The sequence below is a fragment of the Candidatus Omnitrophota bacterium genome, from assembly GCA_023227985.1.
Lineage (GTDB): Bacteria > Omnitrophota > Gorgyraeia > Gygaellales > Profunditerraquicolaceae > JALOCB01.
Map to the genome: position 1 here is coordinate 32,871 of JALOCB010000011.1, position 19,601 is coordinate 52,471.

20 protein-coding genes are annotated in these 19,601 nt (G+C 50.6%); all 20 read left to right on the forward strand.

Annotated elements, in window-relative coordinates:
* Positions 1 to 81 precede the first annotated feature (81 nt).
* Entirely contained in the window at positions 82 to 966 is an 885-nt protein-coding gene (locus M0R35_03950) for an alpha/beta hydrolase (protein ID MCK9594810.1), read from the forward strand.
* 30 nt (positions 967 to 996) lie between these two features.
* Positions 997 to 2,265 (forward strand): MiaB/RimO family radical SAM methylthiotransferase, encoded by a 1,269-nt coding sequence (locus tag M0R35_03955; protein ID MCK9594811.1) that lies wholly within the window; start codon positions 997 to 999, stop codon positions 2,263 to 2,265.
* Positions 2,252 to 3,073: an SPOR domain-containing protein gene (locus tag M0R35_03960; protein MCK9594812.1), complete on the forward strand. Its 822-nt coding sequence runs from the start codon at positions 2,252 to 2,254 to the stop codon at positions 3,071 to 3,073. The genes M0R35_03955 and M0R35_03960 overlap by 14 nt, the downstream gene beginning before the upstream one ends.
* 4 nt (positions 3,074 to 3,077) lie before the next feature.
* On the forward strand, positions 3,078 to 3,983 hold the full coding sequence (gene miaA / locus M0R35_03965; protein ID MCK9594813.1) for a tRNA (adenosine(37)-N6)-dimethylallyltransferase MiaA: 906 nt from the start codon (positions 3,078 to 3,080) through the stop codon (positions 3,981 to 3,983).
* Between the two features lie 54 nt (positions 3,984 to 4,037).
* Complete coding sequence (gene hflX, locus M0R35_03970) at positions 4,038 to 5,315, forward strand: GTPase HflX (protein MCK9594814.1); 1,278 nt, start codon at positions 4,038 to 4,040, stop codon at positions 5,313 to 5,315.
* Between the two features lie 134 nt (positions 5,316 to 5,449).
* A complete protein-coding gene (locus tag M0R35_03975; GenBank protein ID MCK9594815.1) occupies positions 5,450 to 5,713 on the forward strand; it encodes a MerR family transcriptional regulator in 264 nt (87 codons plus the stop codon).
* A 146-nt stretch (positions 5,714 to 5,859) separates the two neighbouring features.
* A complete protein-coding gene (locus tag M0R35_03980; GenBank protein ID MCK9594816.1) occupies positions 5,860 to 6,600 on the forward strand; it encodes a hypothetical protein in 741 nt (246 codons plus the stop codon).
* 4 nt (positions 6,601 to 6,604) lie between these two features.
* Complete coding sequence (grpE, locus tag M0R35_03985; GenBank protein MCK9594817.1) at positions 6,605 to 7,192, forward strand: nucleotide exchange factor GrpE; 588 nt, start codon at positions 6,605 to 6,607, stop codon at positions 7,190 to 7,192.
* Positions 7,193 to 7,283: 91 nt separating this feature from the next.
* Positions 7,284 to 9,185, forward strand: a complete 1,902-nt coding sequence (dnaK, locus tag M0R35_03990; GenBank protein ID MCK9594818.1) for a molecular chaperone DnaK — start codon at positions 7,284 to 7,286, stop codon at positions 9,183 to 9,185.
* A gap of 68 nt (positions 9,186 to 9,253) precedes the next feature.
* Positions 9,254 to 10,408 carry a molecular chaperone DnaJ gene (gene dnaJ / locus M0R35_03995; GenBank protein MCK9594819.1) on the forward strand — a complete coding sequence of 385 codons (1,155 nt, stop codon included), beginning with the start codon at positions 9,254 to 9,256 and terminating at the stop codon, positions 10,406 to 10,408.
* Positions 10,409 to 10,417: 9 nt separating this feature from the next.
* A complete protein-coding gene (locus M0R35_04000) occupies positions 10,418 to 10,687 on the forward strand; it encodes a zinc ribbon domain-containing protein (GenBank protein MCK9594820.1) in 270 nt (89 codons plus the stop codon).
* Positions 10,665 to 11,048 (forward strand): VanZ family protein, encoded by a 384-nt coding sequence (locus M0R35_04005; GenBank protein ID MCK9594821.1) that lies wholly within the window; start codon positions 10,665 to 10,667, stop codon positions 11,046 to 11,048. Before M0R35_04000 ends, M0R35_04005 begins: the two co-directional genes overlap by 23 nt.
* A complete protein-coding gene (locus M0R35_04010; GenBank protein ID MCK9594822.1) occupies positions 11,048 to 12,328 on the forward strand; it encodes a DUF1015 domain-containing protein in 1,281 nt (426 codons plus the stop codon). Before M0R35_04005 ends, M0R35_04010 begins: the two co-directional genes overlap by 1 nt.
* 2 nt (positions 12,329 to 12,330) lie before the next feature.
* Complete coding sequence (gene accD, locus M0R35_04015; GenBank protein ID MCK9594823.1) at positions 12,331 to 13,170, forward strand: acetyl-CoA carboxylase, carboxyltransferase subunit beta; 840 nt, start codon at positions 12,331 to 12,333, stop codon at positions 13,168 to 13,170.
* Positions 13,171 to 13,255: 85 nt separating this feature from the next.
* Positions 13,256 to 14,359, forward strand: a complete 1,104-nt coding sequence (ugpC, locus tag M0R35_04020) for a sn-glycerol-3-phosphate ABC transporter ATP-binding protein UgpC (protein MCK9594824.1) — start codon at positions 13,256 to 13,258, stop codon at positions 14,357 to 14,359.
* A 26-nt stretch (positions 14,360 to 14,385) separates the two neighbouring features.
* Positions 14,386 to 15,708, forward strand: a complete 1,323-nt coding sequence (locus M0R35_04025) for a sensor domain-containing diguanylate cyclase (protein ID MCK9594825.1) — start codon at positions 14,386 to 14,388, stop codon at positions 15,706 to 15,708.
* Between the two features lie 5 nt (positions 15,709 to 15,713).
* On the forward strand, positions 15,714 to 16,712 hold the full coding sequence (locus tag M0R35_04030) for a GGDEF domain-containing protein (GenBank protein MCK9594826.1): 999 nt from the start codon (positions 15,714 to 15,716) through the stop codon (positions 16,710 to 16,712).
* Positions 16,713 to 16,803: 91 nt separating this feature from the next.
* Entirely contained in the window at positions 16,804 to 17,724 is a 921-nt protein-coding gene (locus M0R35_04035; protein ID MCK9594827.1) for an ROK family protein, read from the forward strand.
* A gap of 124 nt (positions 17,725 to 17,848) precedes the next feature.
* Positions 17,849 to 18,496, forward strand: a complete 648-nt coding sequence (gene fsa / locus M0R35_04040) for a fructose-6-phosphate aldolase (protein ID MCK9594828.1) — start codon at positions 17,849 to 17,851, stop codon at positions 18,494 to 18,496.
* On the forward strand, positions 18,493 to 19,601 hold a 1,109-nt coding region (lptC, locus tag M0R35_04045; GenBank protein MCK9594829.1), incomplete at its 3' end, for an LPS export ABC transporter periplasmic protein LptC. The genes fsa and lptC, both read left to right, overlap by 4 nt.

Consider the following 19,601-nt stretch of genomic DNA (forward strand, 5'->3'; position numbering starts at 1 on the left):
TGATGATGTTAAGTGATTCTGATCCAAATGGTTGAGTCGATAAATAGAGCCATCCAAATTGTATAAACGGAGTGAACGCATATGGTTAGTTTAGCGCGGTATATTATTCCGGTTTTTGTCATAGTTTTTTGCGCATGCGGTTGTGAGCCTTCTGCGCGCACGCAGCCGATTGCCAGCGCTCTTTCAGCGGACAAGGTGCCGATTGCCTACGCGGTGTACGGCCAGGCAAATGATCCAGCCGTGGTTTTTGTGCACGGGTGGAGCTGCGACAGCCGCTACTGGCACAATCAAATCCCGTATTTTTCGAGGAAATACCGGGTGATCACAGTGGACCTTGCCGGACACGGCAATTCCGGTTTCGGCAGGAAGGTTTATACCACGGAAGCATTCGGTCAGGACGTGGCTGCAGTATTGCGGCAGCTTGATGTAAAGGAAGCGGTGCTGATTGGGCATTCCATGGGAGGAGAGGTTATCCTGTATACGGCAAAGATCTCGCCAGAAAGAGTGGCCGGCCTGGTCGGGGTCGACACCCTTGAGGACCTGGGTATGGTGTATCCGGATGAAGTGAAGAACAGTATTTATGAGCCGATAGCCGCGGATTTCGTGCCGAAGGTGCAGGAGTTTGTCCGCAGCATGTTTCCGGTCAACGCCGATAAAGATTTGGTCGATGCCATCGCCCTGGATATGTCATCGGCTCCGCAGGAGGTGGCGTTGAGCTCGATGAAGGAATATTTCAAGGTGTCTGCCCAGGAATTGATCAAAGATCTGAAAGTGCCGCTAAAAAGCGTCAACGCCGATTTATGGCCGACCAATGTAGCCGGCAACAAAAAGTTTGTGCCGTCATACGAGATGGCGCTGATGAAAGGACACGGCCATTTCATCATGCTGGAAGACCCGGGCCAGTTCAATGCGCTGCTGGAGCGGATGATTGACAGGATACTTGCCGAGACAAAGAAATGGAAGTAAGCGCCGGGACACAAAAATTCATCTAACGATATGGTTAATAAATTGATAACAAGAAATAAATTTTCTCTTTGCACATACGGCTGCCAGATGAACGTCCGCGACTCGGAGGTGATCTGCGGCCTGTTGAAAACAAGGGGGTATAGGATCGTCGCCGAGCCGGATCAGGCGGATGTGGTCATATTCAATACCTGCTCGGTCAGGCAGCACGCCGAGGATAAGGTCTGGTCGGAAATAGGCAATATCGCCAAGAAGGCCAAGCGTAAGGAACATGCTGGGAAACAGGCCCCTGTGCGCCGAGTATCGGGCAATGCCAAGGCGGGGACTGTCCCCATTGTCGGTTTGGTTGGATGTATGGCCCAGAATTATAAAGAATCTGTTTTTGAGCGGTCGGAATATGTGGATTTTGTGGTCGGGCCTTCGGATATCGCTAAAATACCGGAAATAATTGAGACATTATTTCAGGGACAGGCCTCTGTGCGTCGCGTATCGGGTAATGCCAAGGCGGGGACTGCCCCTGTATCTCACGGCTTGTATGACCGTAAGATCTGGGAGACCGACGGCCAGGTCCGGCCGGAAGAGATATATCATACCGGGTTTTATGAGGATAAGGAGCACGCATATGTGGTCATCTCCGAAGGTTGCTCGAACTATTGCTCGTATTGCATAGTCCCTTATGTCCGCGGTCGGTTGCATAACCGCGGCCATCGCGATATACTCAAAGAGATCCATCAGGCTGTGGACAAGGGGATATCCCGGATAACCCTGCTGGGACAGAACGTCAATGCCTATGAACACGGGGATGTGGATTTCATCGGTTTGATCAATGAGGTCAACCGGATCAAGGGTTTAAAAGAATTCAGCTTTGTAACCTCGCATCCCAGGGATACGTCAGCCCGCTTATTTAAGGCAATGGCGGATTGCGATAAATTGAAAAAATACCTGCATCTGCCGGTGCAATCAGGATCGGATAAACTTTTGGAGCGGATGAATCGGGGGTATACCAGTAAATTCTACCTGGGACTGGTCGATGATTACCGAAAGATAATCAAAGACGGACTTTTAAGCACCGATATAATAGTGGGGTTCAGCTCAGAGACCGAGGGCGATTTTAAGGCGACGTACAATCTGATGGAGGATGTGGGGTTTGACAGCGCGTATATCTTCAAATATTCCCCGCGCCCCCAAAGCGAGGCGTTCGGATGGGCGGATGACGTGGATAAAACCGAAAAAGAGCGCAGGCATAAATTGATCCTGGACCTGCAAAGAAAAATATCAAAAGGGAGAAATGCGAAAAAATAAACTGATCTTTTTATTGGCGGCAGCGGGGTTGTTATGCGTGATCCCATTGAGCGGCGTTTATGCCCTTGATCTGGAAAAAATGAAAGCGTGTTTATTGAACGCCGATTACCAGGCGGGAATTAAGGAGGGGGAAAGGCTTTTGTCTTATGCCCGCTCGAATGAACCGAACCTGGATGAGCTGTATTATCTTTTGGGCTTGAGCTACCTAAAACAGGGCAATTACCTGCGCGCCTCGGATATATTCGAGATAATCATTCGCGAATTCCGAGACAGCCGGTTCAGGGAGGCCAGCCACATCGGCCTGGGCGACGCGTATTTCGTTAAGGGGGATTATTTAAAAGCCGAAGGGATCTATAGCGGGCTGCTTGCTTCGGCCGAGAGGACGAAATACAAGGCCGGGCTGTATTACCGCTTAAGCCAGATAGCGGGTAAGCTGGGCAACCCTTTGCAGGAAAAAGCGTATCTGGAAAAGCTTAAGGCTGAATTTCCGCACAGCCCGGAATGCCTGGGAAAAGTGGACGTTACCTCCCTGCCTAAACCGATGAAAACCGAGGTCGCCGTGCCGGCGGCAAATGACAAGGGCTTTACTTATACGGTACAGGTCGGAGCGTTTTCCACCCGGGCCAATGCCCTGCGCCTGGCCGCGGACCTTAGGCGCAAGGGGTATTCGGCGTATATAGAGGATTCGGTTTCCCGGAACAAGGATATATACAAGGTAAAGGTCGGCAAATTGCCCAGCCGCCCGCAGGCAAAGGACCTGGAAAGAAGGCTTATCCTGGAAGGTTATCCCACTAAAATCCATCCTTGATCTTATGCGGACTAAACTGATATTTCTGGTCGGCCCGACCGCCGCGGGCAAGACTGACCTGGCGGCATCGCTGGCGAAAAAGATAAACGCCGAGATCATTTCTTGCGATTCCATGCAGGTGTACAAGGGCATGGATATACTTACATCCAAACCGCCGGCCGGCATACGGAAAAAAGTGCCCCATCATCTGATCGACGTTGTCAATCCCTCATGCGAATACAATGTTTCCAGATACCGCAGCCAGGCGATGAAAATGGTCTGCGGGATCGTAAAAAAGGGCAAAACCCCTTTTTTTGTGGGGGGCAGCGGCTTATATATGTCGGTAATGGTAGACGGCATATTCGAGGTCAAAACAGAAGACCGCGCTTTGCGCAAAATATTGTATAAGCAGGCGCAGAAATATGGCAGCCGGAAGCTTTACGCCGACCTGTTAAAGGCTGATCCGCAGGCCGCCGCCAGGATCCATCCTAACGACGCTAAAAGAATAATCCGGGCGCTGGAAGTATTTAAAGTCAGTGGAAAACCGATATCGCGGATGCAGGCTGAACGGAAAGGCCTGAGTGGCGAATATGATATCCGCATCTTCTGCCTGGATATGCCGCGAGAGGAATTGGATAAGCGCATTGACCTGCGGGTGGACAGGATGTTCAGGCAGGGCCTGGTTAAAGAAGTTAAAAAACTGTTAAAGGCGCGGTTGAGCAGAACTGCTGCTATGGCCATAGGCATAAAGGAAGTTAAGGGTTATCTGAACGGAGAATACGGTTTGCAAGAGGCCAAAACGCTGATAAAGAAGAATACCAGGAAATATGCCCGCAGGCAGATGACCTGGTTCCGGAAAGATAAAAGGATCGTCTGGTTCACCAAAGCAGGAACGCTTCTGGATCTGATCGGAAAACCGGGTAGGAATTAAAGAGGAAAGTGTCCCCGACCCAGCCGCGGAAGTGTCATATGGGGGTTTTATATTATGGAGAAAGCTTTATTAGTCAGCGTAAAATTATATTCGAATAAGGATGACTGGCCGATCGAGGATCTGGCCGCGGAGCTGGAAGAGCTTGCCGGCTCCACGGGAGTGCAGATTACCGAGAATGTTACATGTCTGATCGACCGGCCCAGCGCCAATCTTTTTATCGGCAGCGGCAAGGCCGAGGAGATCTCTTTGATAGCGCAGGAAACAGGATCGGACACAGTGATCTTCAGCCACGACCTTTCCGGGACCCAGCAAAGGAACCTGGAAGAGGTGATCGGCAAAAAGACCATTGACCGCACGCAGCTTATCCTGGATATTTTCGCCCATCACGCCAAAAGTCCTGAAGGCAAGACGCAGGTGGAATTAGCCCAACTGCAGTATTTGATGCCCAGGCTGATCGGTAAGGGATTGATCCTTTCCCGGCAGGGCGGAGGCATCGGCACCAGCGGGCCAGGAGAAACAAAGCTGGAAATTGACCGGCGCAGGATACGCGCCCGGATCGAAAAGCTCAAAGATGACCTAAAGCATCTTAGTTTGCACCGCCAGAATATGCGCAAGCGCCGGAAAGAAAACCAGGTCCCCACGGTGGCGCTTGTCGGGTATACCAATGCCGGTAAATCCACGCTTTTGAATGCGCTTACTTGCGCCGGACAACTGGTCCAGGATAAATTATTCACCACCCTTGATCCATTATCCAAAAGTCTTACGTTGCCCGGTGGCGAACATATCATTATCTCGGATACCGTAGGTTTCCTGCATGAGCTTCCGCATCATCTGATCGAGGCGTTCAAGGCGACGCTGGAAGAGGTGATGGAGGCGGATCTTTTGATCCATGTCCTGGACGCCAGCCACCCGAAGGTGTTTGAGCGCGCTAAGGCGGTCAGCGATGTCCTTATACATATGGCTGCGGACAACAAGCCGATGATCGTCGCTTTGAATAAGATCGATCAATTGGAGGATAAAACCTGGCTTGGCCGGTTGGGAGATAGTTTTACGAACGCGGTTACCATCAGCGCCATATCCGGGGAAAATATAAATCTGCTTCTGGCTAAGATCTCTGAAGCTTTTGGCAGCAGGATGGAGTCTTTGACCATAAAGATCCCGCATAACAGGATGGATCTGGTGAACCTGTTTTACAAACAAGCCAAAGTTAAAGAAATTCAATACCAGCAAAAGAAGATCAAGATCGAGCTTAGCCTGCCCAAGATCCTTAGCCGTAAAATAGCCCAAGATAAAGATATCGAGATAATTTCTTTTCAAGACCCGATCTCGTAAACATAATAGCTACAATATGTTGCAAGACCGGGTCTTGAAGTGTGAGAATATCTAACAAATTCTATTAATTTATCTTGACAAAATAATTATATTGTGTTATATTTAGGCTGTAGATGGAATAAGGGAGAAGGGGTATGCCGAATTTTGATATTTTTATCAGCCCTGACGAGCCGGTTTATGTGATCAGCGTGGTTAGTAAACTGGTGGATCTGCCGGTATGGACTTTGAGGCAATTGGATAAAGCCGGGGTAGTTTGCCCGAAGCGGATCGGAAGGAAGAGCAGGCTCTATTCATTAAAGGATATGAAAAGGCTGGAATACGTGCATTATCTTATGGAAGAAAAACAGGTGAATATCCGCGGAATAAAAATAATCCTTGAGATCGAAAACAAGGATTAAAATTTTTTTGACTTTTTATTAGCACTCTCTAGGCCTAAGTGCTAATAAAGACGCAGAAGGAGGTGAGTTTCAAGATGTAAGTGCTTTAGGTTGTTATGGTATTTGGTTATTGACAGTGTGAAGTATTGTGCTAAAATGGCAAGGTTATGGTAAGGACGGTTGATCACACAAACAGGAAAAACAAGGTTTTGGCGGCTACGGTCTGCTCTTATATTTCCAGCGGCCAGCCGGTCAGTTCCCAGGAACTGGCTAAGGCTTTTGGTTTAAGCTCGGCTACAATGCGGCTTATTCTGGCTGAACTGGAAGATGCGGGTTATCTGTTTCATCCGTATACCTCATCCGGCAAGGTTCCCACGGATAAAGGGTACCGCTATTATGTGGATTTCCTGATGGCCCAGAACCAGCTCCCCGACGCGCAGAAGAACGGTATCTTAAGCGAATACCGCTCTCAGCACGGTACATTGGAGAATATTCTGGAAAAGACCTCGGAGATAATCGCTTCGCTTACCCATTACACAGCGATTGTTTCATTCTCGGACTGGGAAGATAAGATCTTCTACAAGGGGTTGAGCAATATATTTCAGCATCAGGAATTTCATGATCTGGAGAAACTGGCGGTGCTGGTCAGGCTCCTGGAGGAGAAGAAACAGCTCCTGGATATCCTGAACAAAGAGGGGAATAAGCCGCTGCAGGTATATATAGGAACGGAGATGGCCTGTCCTTTTATCGGCGATTCCTGTTCCCTGGTGGTCTCGACTTATCATAAAGGCAAAAAGCAGAACGGCCGGATCGCAGTCCTGGGCCCGCGCCGCATGAGCTACGAACAGACTGTTTCAACCCTGGAATTTGTTTCAGATGCGCTGAACAATATCCTGGAGGAGTTCTAAACTGATGGAAAACAAAAAGAACCACGAATCGCAAAAGAAAAATGACGTGCAGCCGCAACCCGGTGAATGCGCCGAAAAAATTATTGAGGTCAATGAGGCGGAGTTCAACCGTTTGAAGGAAGAAGCGGCGAAGGCCCAAGAGAACTGGGATAAGTTTTTGAGACTGCAGGCGGATTTCGAGAATACCCGCAAACGCTGGGAGCGCGACCGTTTGGAGTTGTTGCGTTACGCCAACGACGACCTGCTTTGCAGTTTGTTGAATATTACCGATGATCTTGAACGCAGCCTGGAGCTTTCCCAGGGCAAACACGAGGATTTTACCGCTTTTATGAAAGGCGTTGAGATGATCCTCGCCCATATCCATGACCTGATGAAGAAAAACGGGGTTGCGGCGATCGACGCCTCCGGCAAGATATTCGATCCTAATTTTCACGAGGCATTGATGCAGGTGGAAAGCGGCGATTGGCCGGAGAACACGGTAGTTGAAGAACTGCAAAAAGGCTATTTGTTGAACGGGAAGGTCCTGCGGACCGCGAAGGTAAAGGTTTCCAAAAACCCCGCGGCTAAAGAAAAAGAGGAAAATAAAAAATAAACGATATTGGCTCTACAACCGCCACTATGGTAATGGCGGGTCCGGAGCCGATTTTATCCTGCTCGCGCGGGACAAATTTGAGAGGTGAAAAATGGCAAAAGTAATAGGTATCGACTTAGGGACATCAAATTCGGCGGCGTCAGTAATGGAAGCCGGAAGGCCGGTGATCATACCATCTGCTGAAGGGGCGGGCGTTGCTTCGGGCAAGGCATTCCCTTCGTATGTGGCATTTACCAAAGATAACCAGAGGTTGGTGGGCGAACCTGCGCGTCGGCAGTCGGCCATAAACGCGGAAGGGACTATTTACGCCGCCAAGAGAAAAATGGGCCAGGACTACAGGTTCAAGGTCTTCGGCAAGGAATACACGCCCCAGCAGATATCCGCTTTTATTCTGCAAAAGATAAAAGAAGACGCTGAGGCATATCTTGGGGACAAGGTGGAAGAGGCTGTAATAACCTGCCCCGCGTATTTTGACGATAACCAGCGTCAGGCGACCAAGGACGCCGGCGAGATTGCCGGGTTAAAGGTGCTGAGGATCGTTAACGAACCCACGGCGGCCTGCCTTGCCTACGGTTTGGAAAAATCGCAGAAAGAACAGAGGATCATGGTTTTCGACCTTGGGGGAGGTACGCTGGACGTCACGGTCATGGAAATGGCCCAGGGCGTTTTTGAAGTCAAGTCCACCCACGGCGATACTCAATTGGGCGGCACGGATATGGATAATGTGCTGATCGAGCATATCGCCAGCCAGTTTATGAAAGAAAGCGGGATCAATTTGCGCAACGACAAAATGGCAATGATGCGTTTGAAGGAGGGCGCGGAAAAGGCGAAGATCGAATTGTCATCCAGCCTGACCACGGATATCAATCTTCCGTTCATCACCGCCGACGCATCGGGCCCGAAGCATTTGACCATGAGCATCAACCGGGCGAAACTCGACGAGCTGGTTGGTCCGATAATCGAGCGCTGCCGTAAGCCCATGGAAGAGGCGATCAAAGACGCCAAGCTTACGCCTAATGACGTCGACAAGGTCATTTTGGTCGGCGGACCGACCCGTATGCCTATTGTCCAGAAATTCGTCGAGGATTACGTGGGTAAAAAGATCGAGCGCGGGATCGACCCGATGGAATGCGTGGCTATGGGCGCGGCTGTCCAGGCCTCGATCATCAAAGGCGAGATGAAAGACGTGCTTCTTCTGGATGTTACCCCGTTGTCCCTGGGTATTGAAACAATGGGAGGGGTCAATACCAAATTGATCGAACGCAATACTACCATACCGACCAAGAAGAGCCAGATATTCTCCACAGCGGCGGACAATCAGACCGCGGTAACTATCCGGGTCATCCAGGGCGAGCGCCCTATGGCTGACGCCGAAGGCAACGTGGAATTAGGAAGGTTCGACCTTGTCGGCATTCCTGCGGCTGCGCGGGGCGTACCGCAGATCGAGGTTGGTTTCGATATCGACGCCAATGGAATTGTGCATGTATCCGCCAAGGACCTGGGCACGGGCAAGGAGCAGTCCATCAGGATCACCGCGCCTAAGAAGCTCTCTAAAGAAGAGATCGAGAAGATGGTCAAAGAGGCGGAGAAATTCGCCGCTGAGGATACCAAGCGCAAGGAAGAAGTGGAAGTGATCAATCAAGCTGACACCCTTGCTTATGCCACGGAAAAATCGCTCAAGGACTACGGCGATAAGGTAAGCGCCGCAGAAAGAGGCGAGATAGAGGCCAAGCTCAATGACCTGAAGACCGCGATCAAAGACAAGAATGTTGAGCGGATCAAGAAGAATATGGAGGAATTGACCAAGGTCTCGCATAAACTGGCTGAAGAGATATACAAGCAGGCGGCTGCCAAGCAACAGCAGCAGGCAGGCGGGCAAGCCGGCCCTGATCAAGGTCAGCAGGGAGCAAGCCAGGCCGCAGATGAGCCGAAGCAGGAAAACAAAGCGAAAGATGAAGAGATCATCGACGCTGATTTTAAAGAAGAAAAATAAACATCGTAAGACCCGGTCTTGTAACGCGTGATACGCCAAGCGTTTACAAGACCGGGTCTTGAAAATATATGGCTGCTAAAAGAGATTACTACGAGATACTGGGGGTGAGTAAGAGCGCCTCTATCGACGAGATAAAGAAAACTTACCGCCAACTGGCGATGAAATTCCATCCGGATCGTGTTCCCGCAGAACAGAAAAAAGCCGCGGAAGAGAAATTCAAGGAGATATCCGAGGCTTATGCTGTCCTTTCCGATACCCAAAAACGCTCGCTGTACGATCAATACGGCCACGCCGGCATTGACCAGAAATACGCCCAGGAGGATATTTTCAAGGGCGCGGATTTCAGCTCTATATTCGGCGGTTCGGGCGGCGGCGCCGGTATTTTTGAGGATATTTTCAGCGACCTGGGATTTGATATTTTCGGCGGCGGAGGCAGGCAGCGCTCAAGCGGCAGGGGACGCAGCAGGGGCCGCGACCTGGAAATAACCGTGGAGATCACCCTGGAAGAGGCCGCAGCCGGAGTGGAAAAGCATATTACCGTTCCGCGCTATGAGCTTTGCGCTGTTTGCAGCGGAAGCGGGGCTAAGCCGGGTACAAAAAAGACCGTTTGTTCTCAATGCCGTGGATCAGGCCAGGTAGTGGTATCCAGCGGTTTCTTTCAAATGGCCCAGACCTGCCCGCGTTGCCGGGGCGAAGGCTCGATCATCCAGACCCCTTGCCCTGAATGCCACGGCGAAGGCCGGCAAAAGGTTACCCGCAATATCAAGGTAAAGATACCCGCAGGCGTGGATACCGGGTCCAACTTACGGGTGCGCGGCGAAGGGGAGGCGGGATCATCGTCCCGCGGCGACCTGTATGTGGTCATTGAAGTCCATCGTCATCCGGTTTTTGAACGGCATAATAACGATATACTTACTGAGATAAAGGTCAGTTTAAGCAAGGCTATATTAGGGGGGGATGTAATAGTCCCCACCCTTACCGGTAAAGCGGATATGCGGATACCGGCGGGCACGCAAAGCGGCAAGATCTTTCGTCTCAAGGAAAAAGGCGTCCCTGATGTGCATGGAAGGGATGTCGGAGACGAACTGGTCAGGGTCATTGTGGATATCCCATCCAATTTGACCGCGGAGCAGAGGCGATTGATCGAAGAATTCGCCCGGCTTTCCGGAGAAAATACCGGTAAAGAGAGCTTCGGCGACAGGATAAAGAAAACGTTCAGATAAGGGGAATAGATGCCGACATACGACTATGAATGCGCGAAATGCGGGGTATTCGAGGTTTTTCAGAAGATGACCGATAAGGTCTTTAAACAGTGCCCTAAGTGCAAAGGCAAGGTAAAAAGGCTGATCGGTTCAGGCTCAGGAATAATCTTTAAGGGCTCGGGTTTCTACGCCACTGATTATAAGAAATCCTCGGCAGCTGCTTCTACCGCCAAGCCCAGCCAGGAAAATACCTGCCCTAAAGCCAAAGAAGGTTGTAATGGCTGCAAGCATAAAGAATAATTCCTGGCTAAGGTTTGTTTGGCTGTGGCTGCCGGTAGCGGCCTGTATGTACATTATTTTTTACGCTTCTTCGATGTCCGGCAAAGAGGTCCCGGAGTTATTTCACTTTCAAGATATACTGTTTCATGGTATTATATATGGAAATTTAGCCTTACTTTTCTTAAGGGCGGTAAAAAATACCTGCCCCAGGCTTGTTTTTGCCAGGATGCTTCTGGTTACGCTTGTATTTTCCGGGCTTTACGCTGTGAGCGATGAACTGCACCAGCTGTTCGTGCCGGGAAGGGAATGTTCTGTATTCGACCTGTTTATTGACCTTACAGGCTCTTTTTTAGGCAGCTTGATTGGAGGTAAGATTCTCTGATGACTAAGATAATACCGTTCAAGGCAGTGGTTTATAACCAGGATAAAGTGAAAGACCCGGCCGGGGTGGTTTGCCCGCCGTACGATATTATCTCCAGCCAAAAACAGAAAGCACTGCATGAGCGCAGCCCGTATAACCTTATTCATCTTGAGTTGGGCATGGACCAGGCATCCGGGGACAAATACGCGGCCGCCGGAAATCTTTTCCGGGAATGGCTGAAGAAGAATATCCTGGTGGCAGATGAAAAACCCAGCCTGTATCTTTACAGCCAGCAGTATTCGATCAAGGGCGAGACCAAGACCCGCCTGGGTTTTCTGGCCTTGCTTAAGCTGGAAGACGACAAATCCCCGGTTTTTAAGCACGAGCATACCCATTTGGAGCCCAAAGAGGACCGTTTACGGCTGATCCGCCAGGTAAAAGCCAACCTCAGCCCGATATTTGTGGTCATCGCCGACAAAAAACGGGTCATCCAGCAGAGCCTCAAGCCTTTTTCCCTGAACAATAAGCCTTTTATAGATATTACAGACGATGAGAAGACCGTGCACAAGCTTTGGCGGGTCGATGATCCGGGACTCCTGGAAAAGATCCAGGCCAAGCTCGCGGATGAGAATCTTTTTATCGCCGACGGCCACCATCGTTACGAGGTGGCCTGCGCTTACCGCGATGAGATGCGCAAGAAAAATCCCGGTCTTACCGGCGAAGAGGGCTTCAATTACGTCATGGCCTATTTCACCAATATGGATTCCTTGGGGTTAACGGTCCTGCCGATCCACCGGCTGGTTAAACTCCCGTCTAAGCCCGACATGCCTAAATTGATCTTAAGGCTCAACGAATATTTTTACGCTGAAGAAATAAAAGACAAGACGAAATTCTTTTTTATGCTGGAAAAGGCCGGCCAGGCTGAGCACGCCATCGGGGTTTACAACGGCGCCAATTACTGGCTTCTGCGCCTGAAAAATATCCGGGTCCTGGACAAGATGATCGCCGATAAGCCGGCGCAGTACCGCTGCCTGGATGTGGCAATATTGAACGCGCTTATACTGGAAAACGCGATGAAGCTGCAACTGGACGATAGATCCGCGATATCCTTCAGCGCCAATACCGATGAATTGATCAACCAGGTGAATAATGACAATTCCTGCGTTGCGTTCCTGCTTAACCCGACCAGGATTGAGCAGATAGTCTCCGTGGCCCTTAATGGCGAGAGGATGCCGCCCAAGTCCACATATTTTTATCCCAAGGTCCTCTCAGGCCTTGTGGTCAATCAGCATGGGGCGTAAGCATGGCATTATTCGGGAAACCTAAATATACGATAGTCCGGGTCAAAAAGAAGGAGATCCCTGACGGCCTGTGGGAGAAATGCGCCGGATGCGGGGAGACCCTTTATTCAAAGACCCTGGAAGAGAATTTCAACGTTTGCCCGAAGTGCAATTACCATTTTCCCATAAGCGCCAGGGCCAGGATAAAGATGCTTTTTGACACGGACTCTTTTCTGGAATATGACGTGAATATGGAATCCGCCGACCCTCTGGAATTCAAAGGCCTTAAGACTTACAAGGATAAACTTGCTTCCGATCAGGCAGCCACCGGCTTAAAGGACGCGGTGGTCACCGGGGATGGATTTATCGGCGGGAAGAAGACCGCCGTCGCGGTAACCGACTCGAATTTCATAATGGGCTCAATGGGTTCGGTGGTCGGCGAGAAGATCTCCCGGGCGGTAGAGGCGGCGACCAAGAATAAATGGCCGATCATCATCATTTCCGGCTCGGGCGGCGGGGCCAGGATGTACGAGGGGATGTACAGCCTGATGCAGATGGCCAAGACCTGCGCCGCGCTCCAGTATCATCATAAACACAATTTGCCGTTCATCTCCATACTCACCGACCCCACAATGGGCGGGGTTATGGCGTCTTTCGCCGGAATCGGGGATATTACCATAGCCGAGCCAAGGGCTTTGATCGGGTTCGCCGGGCCGAGGGTCATCGAGCAGACTATCCGCCAGAAACTGCCTGCGGGCTTCCAACGCTCGGAATTTTTGATGGAGCACGGTTTTGTGGATATGATCGTCAACCGCAAGGACCTGAAAACGACATTATGCCAATTGCTTGACTATTTATCCTGATTATGTTAGTATTTCAAGATTGGGCCTTGAAACGCTATGTGAATGAATAGGTTACAAACCCGGAATTAAAGATCGGAGTAATTAAATGGCACAAGTCAGTCTAAAAGATGTCAGCAAGATATTTCCCAATAATACCAAAGTCGTAAATAAGGTAAACCTGGGGATCGAGAACAAGGAGTTCATGGTTTTGGTCGGGCCGTCGGGCTGTGGCAAATCCACGACCCTGCGGATGATCGCCGGCCTGGAAGAATCCACCGAAGGCGATATCTTTATCGGCAACAAAAGGGTCAATGACGTCCCGGCAAAAGACCGCGACATCGCCATGGTCTTCCAGAACTACGCGCTTTACCCGCATATGTCGGTTTTTGAGAATATGGCCTTCGGCCTTAAACTGAAGAAATTTCCAAAAAGCGAGATCTCCCAGCGGGTAAATGACGCGGCCGATATCTTGGGGATAAGGCATCTTTTAGGGCGCAAGCCGCGCGAACTGTCGGGCGGCGAGCGGCAGAGGGTGGCTGTGGGCAGGGCGATCGTGCGCAAGCCGATGGTCTTTCTTTTTGACGAGCCGTTGAGCAACCTGGACGCCAAGATGCGCGTTCAGATGCGCACCGAGATCCATAAGCTGCATACCCGTTTGCAGACCACCATCATTTACGTTACCCACGACCAGGTCGAGGCAATGACCATGGGCGACCGGGTTACCGTAATGAAAGGCGGCGTGATCCAGCAGGTAGCCGACCCGATAACTATTTATGACCATCCGAAGAATAAATTCGTCGCCGGCTTCATCGGCTCTCCGCCGATGAACTTTATGAACGGCCAGATCATCAAAAAGAACAGCCGCATTTATTTCTCCGAAGGGAAGATCCAGGTCAAACTGGTGGACGAGATGACCAGCAAGCTCGCGCCGTATATCGGCAAGGAGATAGTCTTCGGCATACGCTCGGAGGATATCTACGATAAACTGTTCGTTTCCGAGGCGCCTCCGGAGAACGTGGTCCGGGTCAGCTGCGAGGTGGTCGAGCCTATGGGCTCGGAGGTCTATCTTTACCTGAACACCGGCAAGCACACCTTTATCGCCAGGGTAGGCGCGCATAACCGGCCCAAGGTGAACGCGGATATCGATATGGTTTTTGATATGAGCAAGGTGCACTTTTTCGATAAAGAAACCGAAGAGACGATAGTTTAAGAGCGAACCCCAACGGCCGTAAAATTATGATCAAGAAAGTATGGGCCGGGCTTTTGGCCCGGGTTACTTTCCTTAAAAAAAGACCCCGCCGCAAACCGGTTTACGCTGTAATATTCATTTCCGCTTACCTGGCCGTCCCGATATACTTTGCTTCCGTTTTCTGCCCGCGTCCATTCCTGTTATTATTCGTTTTTTACCTCATCAACGCGGTTGTTTTTGCGTATCTCCTGCATAAGCACGGCGTAAAGAACGCTTTTATCCAGTATCGCCGCCAGTCATCCCAGGAAGAGATCAACCTCCAGAGCTACGATAATTCCCGCGAGCTGCAGAACCAGGTGGCTTTACGCGAAAAGATCCGGCGTTATTCCAACCTGAAAAAAGTCATCGAAGAGATAAATACCAGCCTGACCATGGAATCCATAGCCGAGAATTTGAGCGAGAGCGCTTTTTCTTATGTCGGCCGCAGCCGGGGCAACTGCGTCTTATACGTAGTCGACAAACAAAGCCATTACCTCAGCCTCTTCAAGACAAAGAAAGAAGATAAGCGGATGATCATCAAGACCAAGCAGGGCGATATCTTCGACCATTGGGTCCTGCGGCATACCAGCCCCCTGTTTATCGAGGATATAAGCCAGGATTTCCGTTTTGACCTGAACAAGTTCAGGAAAGAGAACGACCGCCCGGTCGGCTCATTGATCAGCGCGCCTTTGGTCAGCGGGAACAAATTCCTGGGGATCCTGCGATTGGATTACCCTAAGCCAAAATTCTATTCCCAGGACGACCTGCGTTTCCTGGTGAGTATTTGCGACCTGGGCGCTTTGGCCCTGGAGAACGGCGAACTTTACCAGAGGACCGAAGACCTGGCCATACACGACGGGCTTACCGGCGTGTTCACCAAAGGCCATTTTATGGAGCTTTTGAAGGTGGAATGCAAGAGAAGCATCCGCCATAACCGGCCGTTCTCATTATTAATGCTCGATATCGACCATTTTAAAGATTACAACGATAAATTCGGCCACGCCGCCGGGGATATCGTTTTGACCAATATCTGCCGGGTGATCACCGGCCATATGACGGAGCGCGGGGTGGTGGTCAGCCGCTTCGGCGGCGAGGAATTTTGCGTGGTCCTGCCGGGATGCTCCAAGGAACAGGCGCTGCAGGCGGCGGAGGCTTTGCGCCGGGCAGTAGAAACCGCCAGGATAACTTTACGCAGGCAGGATACGAATGTCACGGTTTCCGTCGGGGTCGCCACTTTCCTTGAGGACACCTCGGATGAGATAGAATTGATAATGAAGGCGGATAAGGCGATGTACGAGGCCAAGCAAAAAGGCAGGAATCAGGTCAGGTAAAGCTTATGATAAGCGTAATTATACTCGCGGCGTTGACGGTGTTCCTGTATTTCTTCCATAAACGGGTTTTGAAGAATAACCTGAACCGGGATATGCTGGATTATGAGAATATCAATAATGAGAGCGCAAGATTGCGCGCGGATTATTCGCTCCTGCAGGCGGATAATTCCCGGCTGAAGCAGGCGCTTGATGAGACGCTGGCGTTGTATGAGATCACCAAGGATATCTGCAAGACCCTGGAGGCTGGACAGGTTTTTGCCGCATTTACCGAGAAGGTGAAGAAATACCTGGGGTTTGATGACTGTAAGTTCATCCAGAGCGAGGCGGAGCTTTCCGCTTATGCCGATTATACGGCCCTGCCTTTGAATATCGCCTCGAAAAGAATCGGCTATCTTTTGACCAAAGGGATAAAAGAAAAGGACCGGGAGAAATTCAATATCCTGGCCCAGCAGTTCATCCTGGGGATCAAGCGGGCTATCCTTTATCAGAAGGTCCAGGAACTGTCCACTATGGACAGCCTTACCGGGCTTTTTACCCGCAGGTACTGGTTCGAGCGCAGCAACGAAGAGATCGAGCGTTCACGAAAGTTCGGTTATCCGATGTGCTGTATGATGCTGGATATCGACCGCTTCAAGGATTTTAACGATAAATACGGCCACCTGGTAGGGGACGCTATATTGCTGGCTGTATCTAAGACGATAAGGGATAATATCCGCCAGATCGACCTGGTCGGCAGATACGGGGGGGAGGAATTCACCGTTATCCTGCCGGAGACAGATATCGACGGCGCCCAATACGTCGCCGAGCGTATCCGCAAGACGCTGGACGGGTCGCTGATAAAGGCTTATGATGAAAACCTTAATGTTACCATAAGCATCGGGATCTCCATATTTCCGAAGGACGCCGATAACCTGGGCGCATTGATCGATAAGGCTGACCGGGCTTTATACCGGGCCAAGGAATCCGGCAGGAATAAGGTTTGCGTGGATAATCCGCAAGATTAATACTTGCAAATTACGCCGCGGCAATATACAATGATTTGGTAAATTCTATCCCTAACCCGCGTATTCAGCGCTAATTTCAGCGTTTGTGGCTATGTCAAAAAAATACATAATCGGGATCGATCTTGGCGGGACCAATCTGAAGGTCGCTTTAGTCGGCCCGGATTTCAAGATAAAAGACCGCCTGGTCTTGAGCACCGCGGATTTTAATGAAAAGTCCGGGCTTATTCAGGCGATCATCTTTGCGGTAACCCGGATCATCGCCAGCAATCAATGCGCCAAGTCCGCTGTTTTAGGCGTAGGCTTAGGCCTGCCCGGACCGATAGACGCGGATAAAGGACTGGTGCATTTCTTCCCCAATATCCCGGGATGGAAAGAAGTCTATCTAAAAAAGATCCTCGAACAAAAGATCAAATTGCCTGTTTTTATAGACAATGACGCGAATCTTATGGCTTTGGCTGAGTCCCGGATGGGCGCTGCCAAAGGCATGCGCAACGCGGTCTGCATTACCTTGGGGACAGGTGTAGGCGGGGGCATCATTATTGATAACCGTCTTTACCGCGGTTCGACTTTTTCCGCCGGAGAAATCGGGCATATGCCTGTAAATGAAAAAGGCCCGGATTGCAATTGCTCGGGTTTTGCCTGCCTTGAGGCGTATATCGGCAACAAAAAACTGCTTAACCATGCCAAAAGCGCATTCGGCAGGCAGATATCGCTGGAAGAATTAAGCAGGTTATCCGCTAAGAAGAATAGAAAAGCGGTCCTGATCTGGGAGCGGATGGCGCAGCGGCTGGGCGTGGTATTGTCCGGCATCGTTAACCTGCTTAACCCGGATTGCATTGTTATCGGCGGAGGGGTGGCGAATGCCGGCAGGATAATTTTTGATCAGGTTAAAGAGAATATCCTTACCCGGGCAATGGTGGTCCAGGCTAAACATGTGAAGATAGTAAGAGCGAGATTAGGCTCTGACGCCGGAATGATCGGCGCGGCGCTCCTGGTCAAAGAATCCGTCTAACACCCCGCCTGTAGACGTTGTATGTAACTCTCGACAGGATATGATGTTGCAAATAAATGTTTTATGAGGCAATTCGCAGGTATAAAAAAATTGCAATATAACGCCATAGTCTAAAGGAGCGTAAATGAAAATATTCATCGATACCGCCAATGTGGCGCAGATAAAAGAGGCGGCGAGCCTGGGAGTGATCGACGGGGTAACTACCAATCCCAGCCTGATCGCCAAGGAGAACCGTCCGTCGCAGGATATCCTCAAGGAGATCTGCGCAGCGGTCAAAGGCCCGGTGAGCGCGGAGGTGATCAGCCTGGAAGCGAGCGGCATGGTCGCTGAAGCGGTTGAACTGGCTAAGATCGCCGATAATATCGTGATCAAGATACCATTGATCAAAGAAGGATTGAAGGCGGTCAAGATATTATCCGAGCGCAAGATCAAGACTAACGTGACTCTGTGTTTTTCCGCGTCCCAGGCGCTTTTAGCGGCCAAGGCCGGCGCGACTTACATCTCGCCGTTCATCGGCAGGCTTGACGATATCAGCCAGATCGGGATGGAGCTGATCGCGGATATTAAACAGATATACAGCAATTACGGCTTCGCCACCCAGATCATTGTCGCCTCTGTGCGCAATCCGGTGCACGTGGTGGATTCGGCGAAGATCGGCGCGGATATCGCGACCATTCCTTTTGCGGTCATCGAGCAGTTGATCAAACACCCGCTGACCGATATAGGCGTGCAGAGGTTCCTTGAGGATTACAAAAAAATACCCAAAAAATGACCCGATCGATCGCTGTTGATCAGAGGATAGGCGTTATACTTTTACTGGCAGCCGGGGTTATTGCCCTCGCCTCAGGGCCGGCATTCTGCCAGCTTGACGATTGGCGGGATAACCCTGTCGAGCAGCCGATCACCGTCAACGGCGATACTGTGGAGTATTCCCCGGAGAACAAGGTGGTTGTCGCCTCGGGCAACGTCCGGGTGGAATACAAGAAGACCAAGTTAAGCTGCGACAAGCTGACCGTTAATACCCAGACCAAGGACGCGGTCGCCGAAGGCCATGTGCGCATCGACGATATGCTGGGTATGATGGTCGGAGAGAAGATCGTCTATAATTTTAACACCAAAGTAGGCACGGTCCAGGATGCGACGTTTATGTCCGATCCGTATTACGGCAAAGGCGAGAAGCTGGAGCGGATCAGCGAAAATGAATTTGTCGCGCTTAAAGGATACGCGTCCTCCTGCAACTTTGACAACCCGCATTACCGGATAAAATCCAAGCAGGTAAGGGTATTTCCTGAGGACAAGATCCAGACCAAGTCCGATACCGTATACTTTGGTGGAGTGCCGGCAGCCTGGCTTCCTTTTTATAACCAAAGCCTGAAAGACCGGACGATGACAGTGCAACTGTCTCCGGGGTACCGCAAGAAATGGGGGGCGTATCTTTTGTCGACGACCCGGTTCCGTGTCTCTGATGACCTCGCCTTCAGGGTTTATCTTGATTACCGCAACCGGCTGGGCTGGGCCGAAGGGTTCGGCGCCAATTATAAAACCGATAATTTCGGTACCGGAGACTTAAAATTTTATTACACCCATGAAAACGACACTGAACAGCCGCAAGGCCAGCCTAGTGAGTTTGAAAGGTATATGACCCGTTGGCGCCACAAGTGGAATATCGACGACCGCACTAATATATACAACGAGTATTATTTCATCAACGACTCCAAACACGCGATTCTGGACCCTAAAGGCCAAACCCCGCCGGAGAATAGTTTTCTGAAGGATTATTTCTACCGGGAGTATGACGAGGATCTGCAGCCGTTATCTTATTCTACATTCCTTCATTCATTTAATTATGCCAGCTTGGTCCTTCTGGTCCAGAAGCG